This window comes from Stenotrophomonas sp. RIT-551 (genome assembly GCF_026241915.1).
Taxonomy (GTDB): Bacteria; Pseudomonadota; Gammaproteobacteria; order Xanthomonadales; family Xanthomonadaceae; genus Stenotrophomonas; species Stenotrophomonas bentonitica_A.
On the sequence record NZ_JAPJIU010000002.1, the window covers coordinates 354102 to 378694 of the forward strand.

At 65.3% G+C, this 24593-nt stretch carries 23 protein-coding genes; 14 read left to right on the forward strand and 9 right to left on the reverse strand.

What is annotated here, in order from left to right; genetic code table 11:
- Positions 1 to 114: 114 nt before the first annotated feature.
- Genes rfbD through rfbB form a run of 4 tightly spaced genes read right to left on the reverse strand, consistent with a single transcriptional unit; the run spans position 115 to position 3530 of the window.
- Positions 115 to 1005, reverse strand: coding sequence for a dTDP-4-dehydrorhamnose reductase (rfbD, locus tag ORK51_RS04250; protein WP_266084224.1), 891 nt, complete (start codon positions 1003 to 1005; stop codon positions 115 to 117).
- Positions 1002 to 1559: a dTDP-4-dehydrorhamnose 3,5-epimerase gene (gene rfbC, locus ORK51_RS04255; protein WP_266084226.1), complete on the reverse strand. Its 558-nt coding sequence runs from the start codon at positions 1557 to 1559 to the stop codon at positions 1002 to 1004. The genes rfbD and rfbC overlap by 4 nt, the downstream gene beginning before the upstream one ends.
- Entirely contained in the window at positions 1556 to 2443 is an 888-nt protein-coding gene (rfbA, locus tag ORK51_RS04260) for a glucose-1-phosphate thymidylyltransferase RfbA (protein WP_046273795.1), read from the reverse strand. The genes rfbC and rfbA overlap by 4 nt, the downstream gene beginning before the upstream one ends.
- Before the next feature lie 31 nt (positions 2444 to 2474).
- Positions 2475 to 3530, reverse strand: coding sequence for a dTDP-glucose 4,6-dehydratase (gene rfbB / locus ORK51_RS04265; RefSeq protein ID WP_046273794.1), 1056 nt, complete (start codon positions 3528 to 3530; stop codon positions 2475 to 2477).
- 260 nt (positions 3531 to 3790) lie between these two features.
- Between rfbB and ORK51_RS04270 the strand changes: the two genes are divergently transcribed.
- The 13 genes from ORK51_RS04270 (at position 3791) to ORK51_RS04330 (ending at position 15829) form a co-directional block, all read left to right on the forward strand.
- A complete protein-coding gene (locus ORK51_RS04270) occupies positions 3791 to 4537 on the forward strand; it encodes an electron transfer flavoprotein subunit beta/FixA family protein (protein ID WP_070426566.1) in 747 nt (248 codons plus the stop codon).
- A complete protein-coding gene (locus ORK51_RS04275) occupies positions 4537 to 5475 on the forward strand; it encodes an electron transfer flavoprotein subunit alpha/FixB family protein (protein WP_266084232.1) in 939 nt (312 codons plus the stop codon). The genes ORK51_RS04270 and ORK51_RS04275 overlap by 1 nt, the downstream gene beginning before the upstream one ends.
- Before the next feature lie 227 nt (positions 5476 to 5702).
- Positions 5703 to 6689 (forward strand): glycosyltransferase family 2 protein, encoded by a 987-nt coding sequence (locus ORK51_RS04280; RefSeq protein ID WP_266084234.1) that lies wholly within the window; start codon positions 5703 to 5705, stop codon positions 6687 to 6689.
- Complete coding sequence (locus ORK51_RS04285) at positions 6686 to 7444, forward strand: GNAT family N-acetyltransferase (protein ID WP_266084236.1); 759 nt, start codon at positions 6686 to 6688, stop codon at positions 7442 to 7444. Before ORK51_RS04280 ends, ORK51_RS04285 begins: the two co-directional genes overlap by 4 nt.
- Positions 7441 to 7689, forward strand: a complete 249-nt coding sequence (locus ORK51_RS04290) for an acyl carrier protein (protein WP_266084238.1) — start codon at positions 7441 to 7443, stop codon at positions 7687 to 7689. The genes ORK51_RS04285 and ORK51_RS04290 overlap by 4 nt, the downstream gene beginning before the upstream one ends.
- A gap of 2 nt (positions 7690 to 7691) precedes the next feature.
- A complete protein-coding gene (locus ORK51_RS04295) occupies positions 7692 to 8435 on the forward strand; it encodes an SDR family NAD(P)-dependent oxidoreductase (RefSeq protein WP_266084240.1) in 744 nt (247 codons plus the stop codon).
- Positions 8436 to 9833 (forward strand): AMP-binding protein, encoded by a 1398-nt coding sequence (locus ORK51_RS04300; RefSeq protein WP_266084242.1) that lies wholly within the window; start codon positions 8436 to 8438, stop codon positions 9831 to 9833.
- A complete protein-coding gene (locus tag ORK51_RS04305; RefSeq protein WP_266084244.1) occupies positions 9830 to 10936 on the forward strand; it encodes a LuxE/PaaK family acyltransferase in 1107 nt (368 codons plus the stop codon). The genes ORK51_RS04300 and ORK51_RS04305 overlap by 4 nt, the downstream gene beginning before the upstream one ends.
- Positions 10933 to 12156 carry an acyl-CoA reductase gene (locus tag ORK51_RS04310; protein ID WP_266084246.1) on the forward strand — a complete coding sequence of 408 codons (1224 nt, stop codon included), beginning with the start codon at positions 10933 to 10935 and terminating at the stop codon, positions 12154 to 12156. Before ORK51_RS04305 ends, ORK51_RS04310 begins: the two co-directional genes overlap by 4 nt.
- Before the next feature lie 5 nt (positions 12157 to 12161).
- Positions 12162 to 12527: an EamA family transporter gene (locus ORK51_RS04315; RefSeq protein WP_266084248.1), complete on the forward strand. Its 366-nt coding sequence runs from the start codon at positions 12162 to 12164 to the stop codon at positions 12525 to 12527.
- Positions 12528 to 12530: 3 nt separating this feature from the next.
- The gene (locus tag ORK51_RS04320; RefSeq protein ID WP_266084250.1) at positions 12531 to 13157 is read left to right on the forward strand and encodes a class I SAM-dependent methyltransferase; all 627 of its coding nucleotides are present in this window, start codon (positions 12531 to 12533) and stop codon (positions 13155 to 13157) included.
- 29 nt (positions 13158 to 13186) lie between these two features.
- Complete coding sequence (gene rffA / locus ORK51_RS04325; RefSeq protein ID WP_266084261.1) at positions 13187 to 14314, forward strand: dTDP-4-amino-4,6-dideoxygalactose transaminase; 1128 nt, start codon at positions 13187 to 13189, stop codon at positions 14312 to 14314.
- A 3-nt stretch (positions 14315 to 14317) separates the two neighbouring features.
- On the forward strand, positions 14318 to 15829 hold the full coding sequence (locus ORK51_RS04330; protein WP_266084263.1) for a hypothetical protein: 1512 nt from the start codon (positions 14318 to 14320) through the stop codon (positions 15827 to 15829).
- A gap of 8 nt (positions 15830 to 15837) precedes the next feature.
- Here the strand turns inward: ORK51_RS04330 and ORK51_RS04335 are convergent, their stop codons facing one another.
- Positions 15838 to 16227 (reverse strand): hypothetical protein, encoded by a 390-nt coding sequence (locus tag ORK51_RS04335; RefSeq protein ID WP_266084265.1) that lies wholly within the window; start codon positions 16225 to 16227, stop codon positions 15838 to 15840.
- A gap of 211 nt (positions 16228 to 16438) precedes the next feature.
- On the opposite strand from ORK51_RS04335, the gene wecB reads away from it, so the two are divergent.
- Positions 16439 to 17569, forward strand: coding sequence for a non-hydrolyzing UDP-N-acetylglucosamine 2-epimerase (wecB, locus tag ORK51_RS04340; RefSeq protein WP_266084267.1), 1131 nt, complete (start codon positions 16439 to 16441; stop codon positions 17567 to 17569).
- A 62-nt stretch (positions 17570 to 17631) separates the two neighbouring features.
- On the opposite strand, the gene ORK51_RS04345 is transcribed toward wecB, so the two are convergent.
- The 4 genes from ORK51_RS04345 to ORK51_RS04360 form a co-directional block, all read right to left on the reverse strand.
- Positions 17632 to 21030: a glycosyltransferase gene (locus tag ORK51_RS04345; protein ID WP_266084269.1), complete on the reverse strand. Its 3399-nt coding sequence runs from the start codon at positions 21028 to 21030 to the stop codon at positions 17632 to 17634.
- A 94-nt stretch (positions 21031 to 21124) separates the two neighbouring features.
- Positions 21125 to 22498, reverse strand: a complete 1374-nt coding sequence (locus tag ORK51_RS04350) for an ABC transporter ATP-binding protein (protein ID WP_266084271.1) — start codon at positions 22496 to 22498, stop codon at positions 21125 to 21127.
- Positions 22488 to 23306: an ABC transporter permease gene (locus tag ORK51_RS04355; protein WP_266084273.1), complete on the reverse strand. Its 819-nt coding sequence runs from the start codon at positions 23304 to 23306 to the stop codon at positions 22488 to 22490. The genes ORK51_RS04350 and ORK51_RS04355 overlap by 11 nt, the downstream gene beginning before the upstream one ends.
- Complete coding sequence (locus tag ORK51_RS04360) at positions 23303 to 24484, reverse strand: cystathionine gamma-synthase (protein ID WP_266084275.1); 1182 nt, start codon at positions 24482 to 24484, stop codon at positions 23303 to 23305. The genes ORK51_RS04355 and ORK51_RS04360 overlap by 4 nt, the downstream gene beginning before the upstream one ends.
- Positions 24485 to 24593 lie beyond the last annotated feature (109 nt).

Genomic DNA, 24593 nt, shown 5'->3' on the forward strand with positions numbered 1-24593 from the left:
AAAACCCGGCCAAGGCCGGGTTTTTTATTGCGGGTAGAGCCACGCCATGCGTGGCTGCCCTGCCTGGGATCCTGACACCGCGTCAGCCACGCATGGCGTGGCTCCACGTCTGGCTCAACCGTCCGCGATGACCCGCTTCAGGCCGTCCTGCCAGCTCGGCAGCACGACGCCGAAGTCCTGCTCCAGCTTCGCCACATCCAGGTGCGAATAGGCGGGGCGCTTGGCCGGCGTGGGGTACTCGGCCGTAGTGATCGCCTCGACTTTCGGCGCCCGCGGCAGCACGCCTGTTGCCACCGCTTCCGCAAAGATCGCCTCGGCAAAGCCGTGCCAGCTGGTCTCGCCCTTGGCCGTCAGATGCCACGTGCCCGACAGTGCGCCGTCGTGCTGCAGCGCCTGCGCGGTCACATCGGCAATCAACGCTGCCGGCGTCGGCGTACCGACCTGATCAGCCACCACACGCAGGACGTCGCGCTCGGCCCCCACCCGCAGCATCGTGCGCAGGAAGTTGGCGCTGTGCGAGGCGTATACCCAGGCCGTGCGGAAGATCAGGTGGCGTCCACCGGCCGCACGGATGGCTTGCTCACCGGCCAGCTTGCTGGCGCCATATACGCCCAGCGGGGCGGTTGCATCGTCTTCCCGGTACGGGCGCGTGCCCTGCCCGTCGAACACGTAATCGGTGGAGTAATGCACCAATGGGACGCCGGCCTGCGCGCACCACTGCGCCAGCACGCCTGGCGCTTCTGCATTGGCGCGGAACGCGGCATCGCGGTCGCCCTCGGCGCGGTCGACCGCCGTGTAGGCGGCGGCATTGACCACCACCGTCGGCTGGACGCGGTCCAGCAATGCGGCCAGCGAGGCGGGCTGGTCGAAGTCGGCCACTTCGCACGCGCTGCCATCGGGCAGCGCGCCGCTGCGCGTGGTCGCCACGATCGTCCCCAGCGGGGCCAGCGCGCGTTGCAGTTCCTGGCCAAGCTGGCCATTGGCCCCCAGCAGCAGGATCGTCACGGCTGGTAGACCGGCAGGCGGTCCTCGGCGATGTCCTTCAGGAACGGCGCGGACTCGTCCTTGGCCGACAGCGTGGGTGCGCTGATCGGCCAGTCGACGGCGATGTCGGCATCGTTCCAGCGGACGCCGGCGTCGAAGTCCTTCAGGTACACCTCGGTGCACAGATAGCTGAAGATCGCGCGTTCGGAGAGTACAGCGAAACCATGCGCGAAGCCTTCCGGAATCCAGAACTGCTTTTTGTTATCCGCGCTCAGCACCACGGCGGCCCACTGGCCGAAGGTCGGCGAGCCGCGACGGATATCCACGGCCACGTCGTAGACTTCGCCTTCAAGCACGCTGACCAGCTTGCCCTGCGGCCGCGGCCACTGGTAATGCAGGCCGCGCAGCACGCCCTTGGACGAGCTGGAGACGTTGCTCTGTACGAATTTCGTCGGCAGTCCATGCTCACCGAAGCGGGCCGCGTTCCAGGTCTCGAAGAAGAACCCGCGCTCGTCGCCGAACACGGCAGGCTCGATCACCACGCAACCGGGCAGCTTGGTTTCGACAATCTTCACGGCACTACTCCTCGCACAGCCAGCGTGTGCAGGTACTGGCCGTAGCCGTTCTTGATCAACGGCGCTGCCAGCCTCTCCAGCTGCTCGGCATTGATCCAGCCCTGGCCGAAGGCGATTTCTTCCGGGCAGCAGACCTGCAGGCCCTGGCGGGTCTGGATGGTCTCGATGAAGTTGGAGGCTTCCAGCAGCGACTGGTGGGTACCGGTATCCAGCCACGCATAGCCACGACCCAGCGCTTCCAGATGCAGGTTGCCCTCGCGCAGGTAACGCTGGTTGAGATCGGTGATTTCCAGCTCGCCACGCGGCGAGGGCTTCAGTTCGGCGGCGTAATCGCTGGCGTTGCCGTCGTAGAAGTACAGCCCGGTGACGGCATAGTTCGACCGCGGCTTCTCCGGCTTCTCGACCAGGTCGATGACCTTGCCGGCGGCGTCGAATTCGGCCACGCCGTAGCGCTCCGGATCATTGACCCAGTAGCCGAACACCGTGGCACCGGTATCGCGCTGGTCGGCATTGCGCAGCACCTCACGCAGGCCATGGCCGTGGAAGATGTTGTCGCCCAGCACCAGGCAGCTCGGCTTGCCGCCGATGAACTCCTTGCCGATCAGGTAGGCCTGCGCCAGCCCGTCCGGACTCGGCTGCACGGCGTACTCGATGTTCATGCCCCACTGCGAGCCGTCGCCGAGCAGGCTCTGGAACAGCGCCTGCTCGTGCGGCGTGTTGATGATCAGCACGTCGCGGATCCCGGCCAGCATCAGCACGCTGAGCGGGTAGTAGATCATCGGCTTGTCGTACACGGGCAGCAGCTGCTTGCTGACGCCCTTGGTGATCGGATACAGGCGCGTGCCCGAACCACCCGCGAGGATGATGCCCTTGCGTTGAGTCATGCGGTTGTCCTCTGTCTGGTGATCACCGCACTCAGGCGGTGGTGCCGATGCGCTGCAGGCGGTAGCTGCCGTCGAGTACGCCGTTGACCCAGTCCTGGTTGTCCAGGTACCAGTCCACGGTGAAGCCGATGCCCTGCTCGAAGGTGTACTTCGGTTCCCAGCCCAGCTGGTCCTTGAGCTTGGAGGCATCGATCGCGTAGCGGCGGTCATGGCCGGGGCGGTCGGTCACATAGGTGATCTGGCTGGCGCGCGGCTGGCCATCCTCACGCGGGCGGCGTGCATCGAGCAGTGCGCAGATCGCCTGCACCACTTCGATGTTCTGCTTCTCGGAGTTGCCGCCGACGTTGTAGGTCTCGCCGACCTGGCCCTTGGCCAGCACGGTGCGGATCGCTTCGCAGTGGTCGCTCACGAACAGCCAGTCGCGCACCTGCTTGCCATCGCCGTAGACCGGCAGCGGCTCACCGGCCAGCGCCTTGGCGATCACCAGCGGGATCAGCTTCTCGGGGAAGTGGTACGGGCCGTAGTTGTTGGAGCAGTTGGTGGTCAGCACCGGCAGCCCGTAGGTGTGGTGGAACGCACGCACCAGATGGTCCGAGGCCGCCTTGGACGCCGAGTACGGCGAGTTCGGCGCATACGGGGTGGTCTCGCTGAACTTGCCGGTCTCGCCGAGGGTGCCGTAGACCTCATCGGTGGATACGTGCAGGAAGCGGAACGCCTGGCCCTTGTCGGCCGGCAGCGCCTTCCAGTAATCGCGCACGGCTTCCAGCAGCGCCAGGGTGCCGACCACGTTGGTCTGGATGAACGCGCCCGGGCCGTCGATGGAACGGTCCACGTGGCTTTCGGCGGCGAAGTTCAGCACCGCGTCGGGCTGGTGCTCGGCCAGCAGGCGCGATACCAGCGCTTGGTCGCCGATGTCGCCCTCGACGAACACGTGGTCCGGATTGCCCTCAAGCGTGGCCAGGGTCTTGAGGTTGCCCGCGTAGGTCAGCGCATCGAGGTTGATGACGCGCACGCCTTTGGCGACCGCTTCGAGGACAAAGTTACCGCCAATGAATCCGGCTCCGCCGGTGACAAGCCATGTGGGCACTACCCATTCTCCTGTTCGATATGCGCGCAGGGGCCTGATGGCGCCCCGACTCAGCGCCACAGGATACATGGCGGCCGTCTTCACGACTGCCCGCGCAGTGTGAACAACAGACCTCACCCCGCAATTTCATGTCGCAATGCAGCATAACCATACGCATTCGCATGGTCCCCCCGGGCCAGTTAGAATCGCGGTCCCACCCCCGAACCGGTTGCTACTCAAAGAACCGGACGTTCTCCCGTTATTGAAGGATCCAGCACCAGATGAAAATCCTCGTCGCGTACAAGCGCGTGGTGGACTACAACGTCCGCATTCAGGTCAAGCCGGACGGTTCCGGCGTGGTCACCGACGGCGTCAAGCTGTCCCCCAACCCGTTCGATGAAATCGCCCTGGAAGAAGCGCTGCGCCTGCGCGACAAGGGCATCGCCACCGAGGTCGTGGTCGCCACGATCGCACCGGCCGATGCCCAGGCGCACCTGCGCAACGGCCTGGCCATGGGCGCCAACCGCGCCATCCATGTCGTGACCGACCAGGCGATCCAGCCGCTGACGGCCGCCCGCACCCTGCTCAAGCTGGTCGAGAAGGAACAGCCGGACCTGGTGATCCTCGGCAAGCAGGCCATCGACGACGATGCCAACCAGACCGGCCAGATGCTGGCCACGCTGTGGGGGCGCCCGCAGGCGACCTTCGCCAGCAAGCTGGAGATCGCCGACGGCAAGGCCACGGTGACCCGTGAAGTCGACGCCGGCCTGGAAACGCTGGAAGTCGACCTGCCGGCCGTGGTCACCACGGACCTGCGCCTGAACGAGCCGCGCTTCATCAAGCTGCCCGACATCATGAAGGCCAAGGCCAAGCCGCTGGAAACCCTGCAGCTGGCCGACCTCGGCGTTGAAGCCGCCGATACCTTCAAGACCACCCAGTACGCCGCGCCGGTCAAGCGCAGCAAGGGCGTGATGGTCAAGGACGCGGCCGAACTGGTCGCTGCACTCAAGCAGAAGGGGTTGCTGTAATGACCAAGATCCTCGTTGTCGCTGAACACCACGACGGCAAGCTCAACGCCGCCACCGCCAAGACCGTCAGTGCGGCCGCTGCGATCAGCGGCGCCAGCATCGACGTGCTGGTGCTGGCCGCCGACGCGTCCGCAGCCGCCGCTGAAGCAGCGCAGCTGGCCGGCGTCGCCAAGGTGCTGACCGTGACCAACGCCGCCAACGCGCAGGCGCTGGCCCAGGTCCTGGCCCCGCAGATCGCGCAGCTGGCCACCGGCTACACCCACGTGTTCGGCCCCTCCACCACCTTCGGCAAGGACCTGATGCCGTGCGTGGCCGCCCTGCTGGGCGTCAACCAGGTCTCCGACCTGATGACCGTCGAAGGCAGCCACACCTTCAAGCGCCCGATCTATGCGGGCAACGCCATCATCACCGTCGAGGTGCCGGCCGACCAGATCGTGGTCGCCACCGTGCGCGCTGCCTCGTGGCCGGAAGCGGCCAAGGGCGGCACCGCCTCCGTGGAAGCGGCCAACGTGGATGCGGCCCTGCCGAGCCACACCCGCTTCATCGGCCTGGCCGCCGGCGCGACCGACCGACCGGACCTGCAGAGCGCCAAGCGCGTGGTCTCCGGCGGCCGTGGCGTGGGTTCGGAAGAGAACTTCAAGGTGATCTTCCAGCTCGCCGACAAGCTCGGCGCCGCCGTGGGTGCCTCGCGCGCCGCCGTGGACGCCGGCTATGTGCCGAGCGACCTGCAGGTGGGCCAGACCGGCAAGATCATCTCGCCGGAGCTGTACGTGGCCGTGGGCATCAGCGGTGCCATCCAGCACCTGACCGGGATCAAGGACGCCGGCACCATCGTGGCGATCAACAAGGATCCGGACTCGCCGATCTTTGAGATCGCCGATATCGGGCTGGTGGGGGATCTGTTCACGCTGTTGCCGGAGTTGGAAGCTGCACTGTAAGTTCCAGCCCAGCGACCGCACATGCGGTCGCTGGGCGGCGTGAGACGCGGTCTGGACTGGCCTCAGCCCAGACCGCCGGGTAAAGCTATAATCGCCGACCGCTGACACTGAATGTCGCGCGGGCTGCGGAATGCCAGATCAAGCGCGGCACCGTGCCGCCTGCAGCGCCGTTCGACTGTGTCGACCGACCCCTCACCGAGCCTGGGCGCCGAAGGATCCTTGATCAGATGACTGCCACTTCCCTTCCCTCCCACAGTTCCGGCCCGGCTCACGGCGTGGCGCTTTCCGTCGTGGCACCGGTCTACGGGTGCCAGGGGTGCCTGGAAGATCTCGTGGATCAGGTGCAGGCTGCGGCATCGTCCATGGCCGTGTCATTCGAGATGATCCTCGTCGATGACGCCAGCCCCGACGGGGCATGGGCCCGCATCGAAGAGCTGTCGCGCACCCGGCCGTGGTTGCGCGGACTGCGCCTGTCGCGGAATTTCGGCCAGCATTCAGCGATCTCCGCCGGCATCGAGCATGCGACGGGCCGTTGGACGGTGGTGATGGACTGCGACCTGCAGGATGCGCCCAGTGAAATCCCGCCGCTGTACCGCAAGGCCATCGACGAGCAGCTGGACGTGGTCTTCGCACAGCGCATCGAACGCCAGGACAAACCGCTCAAACGGCTCTCCTCCTGGGGTTTCTTCACCCTACTGGGCTGGCTTACCGGCGTTCCGCAGGACCCGACAACCGCCAACTTCGGCATCTTCCACCGCAAGGTGATCGATGCCGTCTGCCAGATGCCCGAACGCGACCGTTCGTTCCCCCTGATGGTCAAGTGGGCCGGCTTCCGTACCGGCAAGCTCCCGGTCCAGCACCAGGCACGCGCCGTCGGTGAAACCTCCTACACCCTCCGCAAACTGCTCAAGCTGTCGATGAACATCGCGCTGGGCTATTCGGAAAAACCGCTGCGCATGGTCGCCGGAACCGGCATCGTATGCTCGCTGGTCGCCTTCGTCCTGGTCGGCATGAGCCTACTGCGCTGGTGGGACGGGGATATCGAAGTCGCCGGCTACACCTCGATCATCGGATCGGTGTGGCTGATCGGTGGCCTGGTGATGTTCTGCCTGGGCGTGGTCGGGCTGTACGTGGGCCAGGTCTTCCGGAACGTGCAGCGCCGCCCCTACTACATCGTTGCCGATGCGGTGAACGATGCGCGGGAAGCGCGATGAGCGTCGTCTTCGATCACGGCCATGGCCGCATTGCCGCGCGCCTTACACCGTGGGATGAACGGGCGCTGGGTTTCATCACCGCCGAAGTCACTGCGCTGGATATCGCGACGGTCGATCAGGCCGGTCCGTTGCTGGAGGAGCTCGAGCACTGGTGCGCGGGCCAATCGGTGTATTACCTGTTCGGCCGCATCAATGCGGCGTCTCCGGTGGCCAAGGCCGCGCTGCTGCTGCACGGCTACCAGTTCGTTGAAACCTCGCTGACTGTCTCGCGCAGCGGTTTCGCCCACCTGCCCACCGTCCCGCGCGGCATGTTGCCGACGCTGCGCCCGGCCACCGCAGAGGATATCCCGGAGCTTCGCCGTATCGCGGCCACGGATTTCGCCCATGGCAGGTTCCTTGAAGATCCGACCATCGACCCGGCGCGCGCGGCCAACCGCACCGCCAACTGGGTCGAGGACCTCGTCACCGGCGGGCTTGCCCAGGTCGCCGAATCGCGCGGCAGGACGATTGGCTTCCATGCCGAGCGCGTCAATCCCGAACAACGCAGTGCCGAACTGCTGCTGACCGGCGCCACCGCGCCCTACGCGATGCTGGCGCTGCCGCTGTGGGTCACCGCACTGGAATCCCTCGCCGCCCGGGATATTCAGCAGTGCACCACGCTCGTCTCTGCCGCCAATACGGGCATCCTCAATCTGTATGCCCGTCTCGGATTCCATTTCAACAGCACCCTGTTTGGGTTCAGGAAATTTCTATGAACGATGCCGTTACCGAAGATAAAGTTGTCGCCGTTTTCGCCCGTGTGCTGGGCATCGCCCCGGACGCCATCAACGATGATCTGCGCTACGCGACCATCCCGCAGTGGGATTCCATCGCGCACATGTCCGTGGTTGCAGCGCTCGAAGAAGCCTTCGGCGTGATGATCGACATGGACGAAGTGATCGACATGAGCTCGGTCGGCAAGGCGCGCGAGATCCTGCGCAAGCACGGCGCGGCTGTCTGAGCATGTCCACCGCCGTGCCTGTCATCCTGGTTACCGGTGCCTCGCGCGGGATCGGACGGGCGATCGCGCTGCATCTGGCCGCACAGCCGGCCCAGCTTGTTCTGGTGGCGCGCGACGAGAAGGCGTTGGCCAGCCTCGCCACGGAGGTCGAATCGCTTGGCGCCCCCGCTCCGTGGTGTGCGGCACTGGACCTGACCGATGCGGACGCGATTGCCGCGTTGTTCAAGCAGGTGTTTTCCCGTTTCGGTCGCCTTGACGGACTGGTCAACAATGCAGGGGTGCTGCATGAGGGCCTGCTTGGCATGATCCGCGCCGAAGACATCGACCAGGTGCTGGCCATCAACGTCAAGGCGCCGCTGATGGCGATGCAGTATGCGTCGCGCCTGATGGCACGCCTCGGCAAGGGAAGCATCGTCAATCTGGTCTCGATCATGGGCGTCAACGGCGCTGCCGGGCTGAGCCTGTACGCCGCCAGCAAGGCCGCCTTGGTCGGCGCGACGCGCTCGGCATCCAAAGAGCTGGCGCCGCGCGGAATCCGCGTCAATGCCGTCTCGCCCGGCTTCATCGACACCGACATGACCCGCGGCATGCCCGAGGCCGCGCACGCCAAGCGCGTGGCCTCGATCGGAATGGGGCGTGCCGGTACACCCCAGGAGGTTGCCGAGCTGGTGTCCTTCCTGCTGGGCGACGCGTCGAGCTATGTCACCGGCCAAGTGATCGGCATCGACGGGCAGATGGTGATCTGAATGCCGTTCTGGAATCTGGAACAACACGGGCCCCGCATCGCCCTCGTCGACGGCGAACAGCAGCTCGATTTCACGACGCTGGCCCGGTTGGCCGACCAGCAGGCGGCCGTCCTGCCTGCGGGGCGCGGCATGGGTCTGCTGTGCATGCCCACCAGCGTCGAAGCGATTGCGCTCTACCTCGGCGCGCTGCGCGCCGGCCAGGTGCCGTTGCTGCTGCAGCCGGACATCGATCCGGAGCTGCTCGCCGATCTCGTCGAGCACTACCAGCCGGACTGGGTCGCCAGTACCGATGAAGCCGTCGACGGCTACCAGACCGTGCAGCGCGGCACCGTGCTCGCACTGCACGTGCGCCAGGCCGCTGCGCCCGCGATCGCGCCGCATCCCGATCTCGCGTTATTGTTGAGCACCTCCGGGAGCACCGGCTCTTCCAAGCTCGTACGGCTGTCGGGCAGTGGCCTGAACGCCAATGCCGAGGCGATCGTCGCCTACCTCGGGCTGCAGCCGTCGGATCGTGCGATCACCACGCTGCCGTTGGCGTATTCGTTCGGCATGTCGATCCTCAACAGCCACCTTGCCTGTGGCGGATCGGTGGTGCTGAGCAACGACAGCCTGATGACCCGCGAATTCTGGGATGCCGCGCGGACCCATGCAATCACCTCGCTGTCCGGCGTGCCTGCCACTTTCGAAATCCTCCGGCGCATGGGGCTAGCCCGCATGCAGCTGCCGAGCCTGCGGATGCTGACCCAGGCCGGTGGGCGCCTGCGCGACGAGCTGGTCCAGTATTTCGCCACCGCCAGCCAAGAGCACGGTCTGGCGTTCTATGTGATGTACGGCCAGACCGAAGCATCGCCCCGCATCAGCTACGTACCGGCCGACCGCCTGCTGGACAAGATCGGCAGCATCGGCATTCCCGTCCCCGGTGGGCGCATGCAGGTCGATGCGGCCAGCGGCGAACTGGTCTATTCCGGGCCGAACGTCATGATGGGCTATGCGGTCGAACGCGCGGACCTGGGCAACGGCGATGACCTGCACGGTGTGCTGCGGACCGGTGACCTGGTACGGGTAGACGACGAAGGGTTCCACTACATCATCGGGCGCGCCAAGCGCTTCCTGAAGATTTCGGGCAACCGCGTGAACCTGGACGAGGTGGAGGCGATGCTGTCGGCTGCGCTCGGGCAGCAGATCGTCTGTTCCGGCGGTGACGATGACCTGGTCGCCTTCAGCCATGGCGATGCCATCGCGGAGCAGGCCCAGGTCCGCCAGCTGGTGCAGGCCCGCTACAAGCTTTTCGGCGGCCATGTCCGCGCGATCCACCTGGATGCTTTGCCGTTGATGGCCAGCGGCAAGGTGGACTATCAGAGCCTCCGGCAGATGACCGGACAAGGAGCAGCAACGTGACCCTGCCTGCCACCCCCGTGGCCAGCCCCTCCAGCGCGCTGGACGTGGATGTATTCGGCCTGGACCGCGACCGCAAGCGGGCCTGGCTGCTGGAGGGACTAAACCGCCTGACCGCGCACCACCAGTCGCATTGCGCGCCCTACGCGCGCATCCTGGACGGGCTGTGGCCGGCTTCACCGGCGCAGACACTGGAAACCGTGCCATGGTTACCGGTACGCATGTTCAAGCTGCTCGACCTGAAGAGCATCGATGACGTCCAGGTGTCGCGCACCCTGGTCTCCAGCGGTACGACCGGGGCGGCGGTCTCGCGCATCTTCCTGGATGCCGAGACCGCGCGTGCACAGGCCCGGGCATTGACCCGGATCTTCTCGCATTTCGCCGGTGCCAAGCGCATGCGAATGCTGGTGGTGGACGACGACAGCTTCCTGCGCGACCGCAGCCGTTTCAATGCGCGCGCGGCCGGCATCCTGGGCTTTTCCAACTTCGGCCGGGACCACTTGTATCTGCTCGATGAATCGCTGCAGCCGGACTGGGCCGCGCTTGAGGGCTGGCTGCAGGCACACCCGGACGAGCCGGTGCTGCTGTTCGGTTTTACTTTCATCGTCTGGCAGTCGTTTGTGCAGGCTGCGCAGCGCGATGGTAAACAGATCCGCTTCCCCGCCGGCAGCATGCTCGTGCATGGCGGCGGCTGGAAGAAGATGGACGAGCAGAAGGTCGACAACGCCGCGTACAAGGCAGCGCTGTCGAGCACGTTCGCGATCGAACGGGTCCACAACTACTATGGCATGGTCGAGCAGGTGGGATCGATCTTCTTCGAATGCGAACATGGCCACCTGCATGCGCCGGCCTACGCAGACGTGATTGTGCGTGACCTGCAGGATCTTGCGCCCGTGCCGCATGGCACCGTCGGCGCGATCCAGGTGTTGAGCCTGCTGCCAGAAAGCTATCCCGGCCATAGCCTGCTGACCGAAGATCTGGGCGTGATCCACGGCGAGGACAACTGCGCCTGCGGAAGGCCCGGCAAGTACTTCGGTGTACTGGGACGTATCAAGAACGTGGAAATCCGCGGCTGCAGCGACACTCGGACGGTATCCGGCGCATGACGACTCTGCTCTTTTCGATCCACCCGCACGCCACGCTGGACAGCGAGTTGGCGCGGCTGTCCGCACTTCCGCCCGTGGTGCCGTTCTCGGCACCGCTGCGCGAGTTCGTCGCCGAATTCTCCAAGCGCATTTTCGCCCTCCCGCAGCTGCGCGAGCATCCCGAGCTGGCCACCCTCGGCCACTGGTTCCGCGGTGCCGCGGTCAACCAGCTGTCACAGCGCCTGGCGGGCGGACCGTCGGAGCTGAACCTGGCACGCGGGCTCGTCTTCCACCTCGCGCCGGCCAACGTCGATGTGCTGTTCGCCTACGCCTGGCTGATGTCGGTACTGGCGGGCAACACCAACCTGGCGCGCCTGTCGCAGAAGCCCAGCACCCAGCGTGACGCCCTGGTGTCGATCCTGCATGCGATGCACCGCGAAGGCCTGCATGCCCAGGTGCTGGAACGTGCGGTGCTGCTGACGTACCCGCATGACGACGCGATCACCAGCCAGATTTCCCGCCACTGCCATTCCCGCATCATCTGGGGCGGCGATGCCACCGTCGCCAAGATCCGTTCGCTGCCGATCGCGCCCCTCGCGGTGGAACTGGCATTCCCGGACCGCTTCGGCGTTGCTGTGGTCCGCGCGGCCGCACTGACCGCCAGCACCGACATCGAGATCGAGGAACTGGCCCGCCGCTTCTGCAATGACGTGCTGTGGTTCGGCCAGCAGGCCTGCTCGTCGCCCCGGTGCGTCTACTGGATCGGCGCTCCCGCGGATGTCGCGGCGGCCAAGGCACGCTTCTGGCCTGCCGTTCGCGCCCAGGCCGGACAGGTCGAAGACGAGCCCGCCGCACTGATGGCGCGCGTGACCGACGCCAATCTGCTGGCCGCGCTGGGCCATCGCGTCCATAGTCCGGACTCGATGGGCCTGTATCCGCTCCGCCTGGAGACCGGTCACGCCGACGGCCACATCCGGGAGATCCAGTCGGGCCACGGCCTGGTCGTCGAAGTTGAGCTGCAGGCGCTACACGAGCTTGCCGCGCAGTTGGATGACCGGGACCAGACCCTGGTGCAGCATGGATTCACTGCGCAGGACCTGGGCACCTTCCTGTCCGGTCTCGGCAACCGAGCCGTGGACCGGGTCGTGCCATTCGGACGGGCATTGGATTTCCACCCCGTCTGGGACGGCAACGACCTGCTTGACGTTCTCACCCGCAAAATCACCCTGCCGGCGACCTGAACCCGATGAGCTACGTCTTTATCGCAATGACCATCTTGCTGACCGTCTACGGTCAGATCACTCTGAAATGGCAGGTCGGGCTCAACCCCGGGGCGACCATCGACGGCCTGAACCCGCGTGCCATCATCACCCTGCTGCTCAATCCGTGGGTGATCAGTGCCTTCGCGGCCGCGTTCGGAGCCTCGTTGTGCTGGATGGCCGCGATCAGCAGGATGCCGTTGAGCAAGGCCTATCCCTTCACGGCATTGAGCTTCCCGCTAGTCGCAGTACTGACGGTCCTGCTCTTCCGGGAGTCCTTCGACTCACATAAGATCGCGGGCACTACCCTGATCATCCTCGGGGTCATCGTGCTATCACGGTCAGGGGCCTGAATCATGTCGCAGAAGACCGATGGTTTGCATGCTGTACTGTCGCATCCGAAAGTCTACGATCTGCTGCAAAACCTACTCGGCGCCAAGCGATCCCGCGCAAGATTGATCCGGGATCACATCCGCCCACGCGCCGGCGACCGCATCCTCGACATCGGCTGCGGCACCGGCGAGTTGTTCAGCCAGATGCCGGCGGGACTGCGTTACGTCGGATTCGATCTGTCCGAGGACTACATCGCCGCGGCCCGGCAACGGCACGGCGCCCACGCGCGATTTGAGTGCATGGACGTCGCGGAGTACCACGTTGCAGGCACCGAGGAACAGGGCGCCGATCTGGTGCTGGCGATCGGCATCCTGCACCACCTCGATGACGATCGCGCGCGCGCCCTGATGCGCACCGCGCACGCTGCCTTGAAGCCGGGCGGCCGCTTCATCTCGCTGGACGGTACCTACATCGATGGCCAGTCGCCCATCGCACGAGCCCTGATCGCCCGTGACCGGGGCCAGAGCATCCGCACCCCGGCGGCCTACCAGGCCTTGGCCGAGGCTGAATTCGGCCCGGTGAAGGGCCAGGTCAGAGACGATATGCTTTACGTACCGTATACACACTACATCATGGAATGCGTGCGCTAGGCCCCGCCCAGCCGCGATCAGGAGCACCAGTGATTCCGTTCAACAAGCCCTACATGACCGGCCAAGAGCTGGTGAATATCACCCACGCCCATGCCAATGGTCACCTCAGCGGAGATGGTCCGTTCACCAAGCAATGCAACGCCTGGCTGACCGGGCGGACCGGTGCCAGCAGTTCCTTGCTGACCCACTCCTGCACCGCGGCCCTGGAGATGGCGGCGCTGCTGCTGGACCTGGTGCCGGGTGATGAAGTGATCATGCCGTCCTACACCTTCGTGTCGACCTCCAACGCCTTCGTGCTGCGCGGCGCGGTGCCGGTCTTCGTGGATATCCGCGCCGACACCCTGAACATCGACGAGGCGCTGATCGAAGCCGCCATCACGCCCCGTACGAAAGCCATCTGCGTGGTGCATTACGCAGGCGTCTCGTGCGAGATGGATGCGATCCTGGCGATCGCGGCGCGACATGACCTGGCCGTGGTGGAAGATGCCGCACAGGGCATCATGTCCAGCTACAAGGGACGCCCGCTGGGTACGCTCGGCGACCTGGGCGCCCTGAGCTTCCACGAGACCAAGAACATCATTTCCGGCGAAGGCGGGGCGCTGCTCTGCCGCGACACCACGCATGCCGAGCGCGCGGAGATCATCCGTGAGAAGGGCACCAACCGCAGCCGCTTCTTCCGCGGCCAGGTCGACAAGTACACGTGGGTGGACGTGGGCTCCTCGTTCCTTCCGGGCGAGATCACGGCCGCGTTCCTCTCCGCGCAGATGGATGCGGCAGAGGACATCACCGAGCGCCGCCTGGCCATCTGGAACCGCTACCACGCCTGGGCCGAAGCCCATGAGACCGCAGGGCTACTCACCCGCCCCACGATTCCCGCGCATTGCACCCACAATGCGCACATGTATTACATGGTCCTGCCGTCTCTGGAGATCCGTACCCGATTCATCCAGGACCTGAGGGAGCGCGGCGTGCAGGCGGTGTTCCATTACATCCCGCTGCATTCCTCGCCGGCGGGCCTGGCGCACGGCCGGACCGGTTCGGACATGTCGGTCACTGATGACATCAGCCAGCGCCTGGTGAGAATGCCGTTGTGGATCGGCGTGGAAGACTATCTCCCTGAAATCCTCGCCGCGGCCGACCGAGCACTGGTCGCCTGAGAGATGCACATTCAGGCGTTTTCCCGGAAGCCGGCGTTCGACTGGCCCACCATGGTCGTCATCGTCATGGCCAGCGCGGCCTTCATCAACGCCGCGATGTACATCTCCTACGCGAGCATTCCGTTTGTCACGTCCGATGGCTGGTATTTCATCGATGCCTTCCTGCAGAAGCACTATCACGGCGGTGTGACGCTTCAGGATCTGTATATCAAGCGCAGTGCGGATGACCACGCCCAGCCGATCCAGAAGCTGTTGCTGCTATGGAATGCGGAGTCGTTCGATCTGGACTTCGTGATCGAGTCCTACATGGGGCTCGCTATTGCCGCAGCCGCCTGGGTACTGATGCTGCATGCCGCCCGCTGCGACAACCGCGATCGGGACCGGGGTGCGTGGTGGATCCTGCCGATGACCGCCTCGGCCGCGAGCTTCGTCTCGCTCAGTGGCGGCATGGTCTTCAACTGGTCGCTGGTGACTCTGGGCTACCTGGGGCCCTTGGCCTTGATCGGGCTGGCCATGGCCAGCTGGCACGCGGTCCGACACGAACGCTGGCTGCCGCTGTGGCTTGTGGCGGCATTGGTGGCATTCACGCTCGACAGCGCCGCATTGATCTGCGCGATCAGCATCGCCCTCGCGCTGCTGATCCTTGAAGCCAAACAGCGCGGCGCCGGTTGGCGGCGCACTGCGGCCGTGATCGCCGTCGTGGCGGTGTCCGTGGCCGCGTACGGGTTGGCAAGCCGCTTCTATCTGCATCCCCATCTCGCCGACGCCGCGGCAGGGCCGTCGGCGCTCTCGGCGTTGCGTGGCTTCGGTGCCGAGCGGCTACAGCAGATGGTCCTGTCCATTGCCGCGCTGTCCATTTCCGATCGCCCTGCCCTGCAGTTCTACGTGCCCGCCAAGGCCGAGCTGCTGCATCGGGCCGTCGGACTGGCGGTTGTCGCGGCGCACGCCTGGTTCTGGTGGCGCGCATGGCGCGACGCATGGAACCGTACCCAGTTCATCGCGGTGACCTTGATGCTGTTCTGCTACGGGGCCGTCGCCGGCATTGTCATCGGCCGGGTGTCGATGTTCGGACCGGAGTACGTGTTCCAGCAGCGCTACCTGATGCTGTACCAGCTGGGGACCGTCGCGTTCACGTTGATGGCAGCAGGCGCCGACTGGTCGGCGTGGCGCTGGCCCCAGCGGACGCTGATGGGCCTGGGCCTGCTTGCGTTGGTCGCGATCCAGTGGCCATTGTCCAAGGTGACCTGGGCAGACGCGGTGTACGTACAGAACTACGGCAACAACCTGGGCCGCGAGATGATCCTGCTCGGCAAGGATCCCTCCGTGCGGCTGGCCTCCTGCGCTCCCACTTTGGTGATCTGCCAGGCCGACCGGGACGAGCAGGTCCGCTCGATCTCGCTGCTGCGCGACCACCAGCTCAACGCGTTCTCCACGCGGATGCTGGAGCGCTATTCCATGGAGTCACTCGACGCGGACGCGGGCCCGGTAGAACTGGTGGATGCGCCCGCACCCTGAGGGTCCGCTCAGTGAGCCGCAGGCGGCAGCGCGCAGCCTGTCGGCTCGGCAACACGGGTGAAGGCAAGCTCCGCGCCCGTGCCTGCACTGACGACGCTGATCCGATCGGTCGGCAGCAACGGTACGGGAAGCGCTGCCTGCCCCGCGGACGGCCCGGTGGTCACTTCCAGGATGGACTGGTCGGCGCGCCGGACCTCGATCCGCACGGCCTGGGCATCGTCTGTCGCCGGCACGTGCCATTGGATTGCGGCCGCCTGCCCACCGTCGATGCAACCCGGTGCCGCCGTTGGCTGGACGCAGACCACGCAATCGCCGTGGGCCCGGCCCTCATCCACCACCCGGTACCCCACCGCAGAAGCATCCGCCGGCGGGCGCTGGCAGGCGCTCAACAACAGCACCCCGCACAGCAGTACGCGCCTACTGTGAATCATGAGCGTCTCCGGCCAAAGATGGCCATTCTAGCCGGGGGCAAGGCAGGGGCGACAGCGCAGCGCCTGCGCTGAACGAAGGTGCATCCCGGCACGAACATCATCCCGGTGTTCTGGGATAATTCCAGTTCCATGCCCGCGGCTGCGCTGCGCCGCTCTGCTCCATGATCGAGGAACATCGATGAAGCAAACGCCGAAGAAAGTGCTGGTGGTGTTCGGTACCCGCCCTGAAGCCATCAAGATGGCCCCCGTCGTCGAAGCATTGCGCCTGACCCCGGGCGTGGAGCCCATCGTCGTTGTGACCGCCCAGCATCGGCAGATGCTCGACCAGGTCCTGGATCTTTTCGGCATCACGCCCGACGAAGACCTGGATGTGATGGAGCCGGGGCAGTCGTTGCAGGGGCTGTTCAGCAAGATCCTGATGGGCATGTGCGATGTGATTGCCCGCCATGCGCCCGACCTCGTTCTCGTCCATGGCGATACCAGCACCACGCTGGCCTCTGCCCTGGCGGCGTTCTACAACCGGGTGCCCGTTGGGCACGTCGAAGCAGGCCTGCGGACCGGCGACATCTATGCGCCCTGGCCCGAGGAAGGCAACCGCTGCCTCACCGCGCCACTGACGTCGCTGCATTTCGCGCCCACCGAGCGCGCTCGGGAAAACCTTCGGCGCGAGAACATCGACGACGCGCGCATCGAAGTCACCGGCAACACCGTCATCGACGCGCTGCTGCAGGTCACCGCGCGCATCGAAGCCGACGATGCCCTCAGCGCCGAACTGGCCGCGCGGTTCCCGTTCCTGGATGAGAGCAAGAAGCTGGTGCTGGTCACCGGGCATCGTCGCGAGAACTTCGGGGATGGTTTCGAGCAGATCTGCACGGCATTGCGCGAGCTGGCCGAACGCGGTGACACACAGGTCGTCTACCCGGTACACCTCAATCCCAACGTGCAGGAGCCGGTGAATCGACTGCTGGCCAACCATCCGGCCATCAGCCTGATCCCACCTCAGGACTACCTTCCGTTCGTGTACCTGATGTCGCGTGCGCATCTGCTCATCACCGATTCCGGCGGCGTGCAGGAAGAAGCGCCCTCGTTGGGCAAGCCGGTGCTGGTGATGCGGGACGTGACCGAGCGCCCGGAGGCCGTTGAAGCCGGGACGGTGATACTGGTGGGTACCGATGCGGCCCGTATCGTCGGCGAAGCGACCCGGTTGCTGGACGACCCGACCGCCTATGCGCGGTTCTCCCGCATCCACAATCCGTATGGCAATGGCACGGCCGCCATGCAGATCGCAAAACGGGTTGCTGCCGCCTGATCCAGCCCTGCGGATGACGACACCTGCCCTGCGTCTGCAGGGCAGGTGTCGCGGATGCGGTGTTACCGGCGCGCGCGATAGCCGTGGGGCGTCCACGGCCCCCATTTGGCTTCGTACAGCGCCTTGTTCTGTTCAAACAGTTTCTGCTTCACTTCCGCCTTGAGCTTGTTGAAGCTCGCGGATAGCTGATGATGGACGAAGGCATCCTCTACACAGCGTCGCTGCAGACCGTTCTGCTCCAGCCGACGGCAGTAATCGTCGTCCTCGAAGAAGCCCACGCCGAACTGCTCATCCAGTCCGCCCACCAGCTCGTAGGCCTGACGCGAGATCATGACGCAGAAGAAGGCGCTGGTCCGGACCGGGAAGCTCTGGCCTGCATGCGCGCGCGTATACACACCCGCGCGTTCGACCATCTCTTCCATCGTGCCGTAGACGATGTCGATCTTGGCTTCGTTGCCGATGTTGTTGGTGACCGGGCCCACCAGGCCGGCCTGCGGATGCCGACGGATCTGGTTGCGCAGCGTCCGCAGCCAACCCGGGGTGACATACGTATCGTTGTTGAGCATGACCAGGTACTCGCCCTTGGCAACCCGGAGCCCGACATTGTTGCCCGCCGAGAAACCAAGGTTGGCATCGTTGGCGATGAAGCGCCGACGCGGGCCGGCTTCGGCCCATGCCGCAAGGAATGCAGGGCTTTCGTCTGAAGAAGCGTTGTCGACCACGATCACTTCTACGTTGTCGTAGTCCGTGTGGGTCTCCAAGCTGTGCAGGCATTGCCGGGTGTACTCGAGATTGTTGTAGGTCAACACGACAATGCTGATCAGCGGCTCGTCGATGGACGACAACGCCTGGTCCAGCGTTTCCGCACGGTGCTGCCAGGTCTGCCTGCTCGCAAACGCCTGCCGCGACTGCCGCAGGGCCGGGTCATCGCGGTCCTCCGCCAACGCCTGTTTCACCTCGGCAAGGAAACCGTCGTGGTCATCGGCTAGTCGCACCAGTCCTTCGAACTGGGACAGCTCCGGCAGGTCGACCGACACCACCGCTTTGCCCGCGCTGAGATATTCGTAGACTTTCACCGGGTTGGTCGCCAGCGTCAGCGGAATCACCTTGAACGGCAACAGGCACACGTCGAATGCATGCAGCCAGTAAGGTAGCTCGGCATAAGGAACCTCACCGACGAAGCGGATGTTGGCGATATCTCCGACTTGGGACGAAACGTTCGCCGTGTCCCGCCCGATCATCAGCACCAGTGCCTCGGGATTATCCAGCGCAACGCGGCGCAGCAGCTCGACGTCGAACCATTCGGCAATGGCCCCGTAGTAACCGATGATCCGCCGTCCCTTCGCGTCGCTGAACACCTTCTGCGGGCGCGTGCAGAAATGCTCGTACTCGGTGGCGTTGCGCACCATAGCAATGTTCTTCGCCTGCGGGCTGAGCTCGTCGTGCAGCCATTGCGACGTCACGACCAGCAGGTCCGCCTGCCGGATCAACGAACGTTCGCCGCCCAGGATGCCTTCGGCGTTGTCTTCGAAGCCTCCGTGGTGATCCATGCAGTCATACACCAGCTTGGCATTGGGCAGCGACTGCGCCGGTTCGAGCCAGTAAGGGTGCTGTACGAACGACATGCAGCGGATCGAACGCGTCCAACCCAACAGCGAGGCCAGGCTGGCGGTGATGGCCGCCACCTGGTCCTGGTCCGGCATGGCGTGATAGATCTGCGGCGCGCCGGACAGGTTCAGGTTGATCTGGAACAGGCGCTCGCTATCGTCGAGCGCGTCGACCTTGAAACCAGGCTGGCCTGCGTCCACGAAATTGTTGGACACATAGAAGACGCGATGCCCCTTGGCCGCAAGCGCCATGGCGAGGTGTTGCGGTCGCTGGGTGCGGAACTTCCAGTCGATGACGGCCCAGATGAACACATCCGTGCCCTGCTCATCCAACGCGGCCAGTGGCGGCAGATGCGAATAGTCCACCGCCGCAAGGGGGTCGGTGACGTTGACCTGCGGCGATGGCCACATCAACTCGATCAGCCTCGCCTTGTCGGACGGATCCACCCGCCCGGTGCGCAGTGTGCGCAGCCCGAAGCGCGCAGCCCCCTGCACCGGCCGGGGCGCACGCCCGAGCAGGTTGCGAAGCTCCTGCTTCGGGCTGGACAGGAGGCGGCGCACCACGCGGATCGGGGTGGTCACCCGCCACGAAGTGCTCGAATAGACCCTGTTGAGCTCCTGGTCCATCGCCAGCAACCTCATGCGCAGCCTCTGTAGTTGCACGTCCTGGGACGCATCGGCCTTGCCCGAGATGGCGTCGAGATGGGAGCCGACCGACGGGCCCAGCAACGCCACGATCTCTTCACCCAGGCGCAGCGTGGTCCCCAGGCTGTGGTCCGCCTGGGCGCGGGACTCGGCCGCCTGCCGCCGGATCGCATCCGCTTCGGCCAGTGCCTGTTCGGCCTGGCGCCGAACGATGTCGATATCGGCCAGGCTTTTCTGCTGCCGATCCTCATCGCGTTCGCGGCGCTCGCTCTCGCTCAGTTCTGCCTGATGCAGTGCATGCTGCCTGCTGGACAGATCCTCTACCGCGACGTGCAGGCGATCGAGCAGTGTGCTGCCGGTCAACAGCGGGGCCAACGCGGCCAGGGCCTGACCGAGCAGTTCCGCGTCGCGCCGATCGCGCGCTTGCTGGTCTTCGCTCCATGCCGGACCGGTCGAACCGGCGGTGGCATCGCGGATCATCTGCCAACGGTCAAGATCGGTGCGAATCTGGTCGAGCATCGCGACCTGCGAGGGGTCGGCCGGTACGTGGCTGCGCACGGTCGCCAAGCCGTTGCTCAGCGCATGGGCGAGCGCTACGGCCGACGTGGACAGCGACTCCAGCGGGCTGTCCGGCTCTTGGTCGAGCATCAGGTCGCTCAGGTGCAGACCCTCGGCCGCCAGCCAGGCGGGATCCGCCCAGACGAGCATGATCTGCTCGCCCGGCCAGAAGCAGGGATGGTCATGGCGGGTATCGCGCACCTGCGCATGCACCAGCACCTTGCCACCGATCTGCTGCGGGATGTTGTCGGGCATGAAGGAGGCGTGGTGCTCATCGATACGGTGTCGCTCGCGGTACGGCAGCATCAGTACGATGCAGTGCCGCGCCTGCGGCGCGATGGTCGCAAGCACGTCCCAGGGGGTATGGAAGTGTTCCAGCGTATTGGAACTGAACAGGACATCGAAGCGGTTGACCGCCGGGGTTGCGCCGGGAGCCAGCCAGTCTTCGCTGATGAACTGCTGACCCGGGAAGCGCTCCGCGGCGTCGGCGATGGCGACCGCGGAGAAGTCCACTCCGGTGAACGTCGTCCCGGGCATGCCCTGGGCGATTTCATTGGTGCCATCGCCAAGCGCGCAGCCCCAGTCGCACCAGCTCAAGTGCTGTCGGTTGCTGGCCTGGACCAGCCATGCCGGCATCATCTGCAGGGCCACAGCGCCGAAGAAGCGCGATTGTTCGCGCCCACCAAGGTCTTCCCAGTCGTCGCCGAAGCGTTCGTTCCAGTAGCCCTTGGAATTGATGACAGTCTCAGACACGCTCGGACTCCTTGAACTGGTGTTCGATCTTCGGCTGATAGATGCCGAAATGGCGGATGGAACTGGCTACAGAGAAGTAGCGGACGCCTTCGATGTACTCGTAGTACTCCACGACGGGGCCGACGCGTTTCTCCGCCGCCGCTACCAGGAAGTACTTGCCCTCCACCAGACCGTTCTCGAACGAGAATTCGATCTCCACCACTTTGCCCGGGTGCCAATGGGCAGGCAGGGCGACATCGGTATCGGCGGTGCTGGACACCACAATGTCATGCCCGCGCAGGTCTTTGATCGAGAACGCAACGCAGAACGTGTCAGGCGCGTAATCCTGGGGCAGTGCCACCACCAGCCCGATGCGGCACTGCTGGCCCCACTCCATCAGCTCGGTTTCCCGGCCGGCGGCGTTCTTCAGCGTGACCGCGTGGATCAACCCGATCTGCTGACCCCAATGCGCGAGCGGCTTCTCCCGGCTGGCCGCGGCCAGCGCGGGAATGACGGCTGCCTCGACCGGCATGTCGAGCGTGCTTGCGTCGCCATCGACCAAGGGCGCGACACCGCCCTCCCCGTCCGCTGCAGCACCCACGGGCACGTGCAGCGCATCGGGATCGTCGGCAAAGATCGCTTCCATGTACCGTGAGCTGACCTGCAGGACCGGTCCCAGCTCCTTCATCACACCCCGATCCAGCCACAGCGCGCGCTGGCACAAGGTGCGCACGGCGGCAACGTCGTGACTGACGAACAGCACCGACGCACCATCATCCTGGATAGCGCGGATGCGCTTCATGCAGCGCGCCTGGAAACGCGCGTCGCCGACCGCCAGCGCCTCATCCACCACCAGCACGTCTGCATCCACGGACGTGGCCACGGCAAATGCCAGACGGACGAACATGCCGCTTGAGTAGGTCTTGGTAGGCTCGTCCACGTACTGGCCGATATCGGCGAATGCACAGATGTCATCGAAGCGCGCTTCGATCTGTGACTGCTCCAGGCCCAGCAGACGGCCATTGAGGAAGACATTCTCGCGGCCGGTGAATTCCGGATTGAATCCCGCGCCAAGCTCGAGCAGTGCCGCGATGCGGCCGCGCACGTCCACTTCGCCTTCCGTAGGCGTCAGCGTTCCGCAGAGCATCTGCAGCATCGTGCTCTTCCCGGATCCGTTGCGGCCCATCACGCCCAGTGCTTCACCGCGCGGCACCTCGAAGCTGACGTTGCGCAGCGCCCACACTTCCTTGCTGTGCTGCATGGGCGCCATGCGCAGCCCGCGCCGCACCGGGTCCGCGATCAACTGCACCAGTCGATCGACAGGCTTGGCGAACATGTCATAGCGCTTGCCGAGGCCGCGCACCTTGATGAGCGGATCAGATGACATCGGCAAAACCTCGGCGTACGTATTGGAATACCACGAACCCGACCAGCATGATCGCCAGGCCTACAGCGAACTGCCACAGCAGCAGCCGCGGATCTGGCCAATGCCCGAAGATCAGGGTATCGCGCACGCCGTCCATCACGCCTGTGATCGGGTTGAGTTCCACAATGCGCCGGAAGGACGCTGGAACGGCAGTGATCGGATAGAACACCGGCGACAGGAACAGCAGCATCGTGGTCACCAGCGGCATCACCTGCCCGAGATCCCGCAGGTACACGCCCAGTGCGGAGAACAGCCAGGTACAGCCCAGCGTCGCCAGCAGCAGCGGCATTACCACCACCGGGAACGCCACTGCCGTTGCCGGCACGCTTCCCTTCAGCAGGAGCATGGCAATCAGCAGCACCAGGAGGCTGACCAGCATGTGGAACAGCGCCGACAGGGCCGTCGAGACCGGCAGCACTTCCAGGGGGAACACCACCTTCTTGACGAACTGGGCGTTGGCCGTGATCAGCCCCGGGGCCTTGTTCAAGCATTCGGAGAAGAAACCATAGACGACCAGGCCGGAGAACAGGATCAGCGCGAACTCGGACGTCAGCGGAGTCTCACCCGGTGCCGCCGTCCAGCGCGACCGGAAGATCACCCCGAACACGAATGTGTACACACCGAGCATCAGCACCGGGTAAAAGAACGACCAGGCAAGTCCGACCACCGATCCCTTATAGCGGGCGAACACGTCCCGCTTGGCCATCTCCCAGGCCAAGCTCAGCCGCGTCGCCAGCGACCGGGGATCATTCATGTCGCGCCCCTTCACTGGAGTGCCCGCTCCAAATCCACCTGCAGATCCCCCAACTCCTCAACCCCCACGCTCAGCCGCACCAGCGCGTCGCTGATGCCCAGCTTCTCGCGGCGCTCGACCGGAATCGAGGCATGCGTCATCACCGCAGGATGGTTGACCAGGCTTTCCACGCCACCCAGCGACTCGGCCAGGGTGAACAGTTCGGTCTTTTCGCAGAAACGCTTGGCTGCATCGAACCCGCCCTTGAGGACGATCGAGACGATGCCGCCGTAACCGTTCATCTGGCGCGTCGCCAGTTCGTGCTGCGGGTGCGAGGTCAGGCCGGGGTAGATGACCTTCTCGACGGCCGGGTGTTTTTCCAGCCACTGGGCCAGGGCCAGCGCGTTGGCGCAATGCGCCTTCATGCGCAGCGGCAGGGTCTTCAGGCCGCGCAGGGCCAGGAAGCTGTCGAAGGGCCCCTGCACGGCGCCGATGGAGTTCTGCAGGAAGGCCATCTGCTCGGCCAGTTCGGCATTGTCACCGACCACGACCATGCCGCCGACCATGTCCGAGTGCCCGTTGAGGTACTTGGTGGCCGAGTGCAGGACCAGGTCCGCGCCCTGCTCCAGCGGGCGCTGCAGCATCGGCGAGGCGAAGGTGTTGTCGACCACCACCAGCAGGTTGTGGCGCTTGGCGATCGCCGCCACTGCCGCGATGTCCACGATCTTGAGCATCGGGTTGGTCGGGGTCTCGATCCAGACCATCCTGGTCTGCGGGGTGATCGAGGCTTCGAACGCGGCCAGGTCGGTCAGATCGACGAAGCTGAACTGCAGGCCGGCGGTACGCTTACGCACGCGCTCGAACAGGCGGAAGGTGCCGCCGTAGATGTCGTCCATCGCCACCACGTGGCTGCCGGCATCCAGCAGTTCCATCACCGTGGAGCTGGCGGCCATGCCCGAGGCGAACGCGTAGCCGCGGCTGCCGCCTTCCAGGGAGGCCACGCAACGCTCGTAGGCGAAGCGGGTGGGATTGTGGGTACGCGAGTACTCGAAGCCCTGGTGCTCACCGGGGCTGGACTGGGCGTAGGTGGAGGTCGCGTAGATCGGCGGCATCACCGCGCCGGTGCTCGGGTCCGGCGATTGGCCGCCGTGGATGGCCAGGGTAGCCAGGGCGAGCGAGCGGTCGCCGTGCCCGGAAGAAGCGTGATCGGACATGTTGTTTCCCAGCAAGAGGAGCCCCCAAGGGGGCCCCCGCAAAAGGAGCGGAAGTCTATCAGCGCTGGCTTAATCGGCCGTTGACGCGGATAAACATGGGTTCATTGCG

Excerpts from the sequence above, each read along its gene's own strand:
- ORK51_RS04285 (WP_266084236.1), top strand. The coding sequence starts at position 6,686 with ATGAGCGTCGTCTTCGATCACGGCCATGGCCGCATTGCCGCGCGCCTT.
- ORK51_RS04320 (WP_266084250.1), top strand. The coding sequence starts at position 12,531 with ATGTCGCAGAAGACCGATGGTTTGCATGCTGTACTGTCGCATCCGAAA.
- ORK51_RS04290 (WP_266084238.1), top strand. The coding sequence starts at position 7,441 with ATGAACGATGCCGTTACCGAAGATAAAGTTGTCGCCGTTTTCGCCCGT.
- ORK51_RS04270 (WP_070426566.1), top strand. The coding sequence starts at position 3,791 with ATGAAAATCCTCGTCGCGTACAAGCGCGTGGTGGACTACAACGTCCGC.
- ORK51_RS04280 (WP_266084234.1), top strand. The coding sequence starts at position 5,703 with ATGACTGCCACTTCCCTTCCCTCCCACAGTTCCGGCCCGGCTCACGGC.
- ORK51_RS04275 (WP_266084232.1), top strand. The coding sequence starts at position 4,537 with ATGACCAAGATCCTCGTTGTCGCTGAACACCACGACGGCAAGCTCAAC.
- ORK51_RS04330 (WP_266084263.1), top strand. The coding sequence starts at position 14,318 with ATGCACATTCAGGCGTTTTCCCGGAAGCCGGCGTTCGACTGGCCCACC.
- rfbA (WP_046273795.1), bottom strand. The coding sequence starts at position 2,443 with ATGACTCAACGCAAGGGCATCATCCTCGCGGGTGGTTCGGGCACGCGC.
- ORK51_RS04350 (WP_266084271.1), bottom strand. The coding sequence starts at position 22,498 with ATGTCATCTGATCCGCTCATCAAGGTGCGCGGCCTCGGCAAGCGCTAT.
- wecB (WP_266084267.1), top strand. The coding sequence starts at position 16,439 with ATGAAGCAAACGCCGAAGAAAGTGCTGGTGGTGTTCGGTACCCGCCCT.
- ORK51_RS04360 (WP_266084275.1), bottom strand. The coding sequence starts at position 24,484 with ATGTCCGATCACGCTTCTTCCGGGCACGGCGACCGCTCGCTCGCCCTG.
- ORK51_RS04310 (WP_266084246.1), top strand. The coding sequence starts at position 10,933 with ATGACGACTCTGCTCTTTTCGATCCACCCGCACGCCACGCTGGACAGC.
- ORK51_RS04300 (WP_266084242.1), top strand. The coding sequence starts at position 8,436 with ATGCCGTTCTGGAATCTGGAACAACACGGGCCCCGCATCGCCCTCGTC.
- ORK51_RS04315 (WP_266084248.1), top strand. The coding sequence starts at position 12,162 with ATGAGCTACGTCTTTATCGCAATGACCATCTTGCTGACCGTCTACGGT.
- ORK51_RS04295 (WP_266084240.1), top strand. The coding sequence starts at position 7,692 with ATGTCCACCGCCGTGCCTGTCATCCTGGTTACCGGTGCCTCGCGCGGG.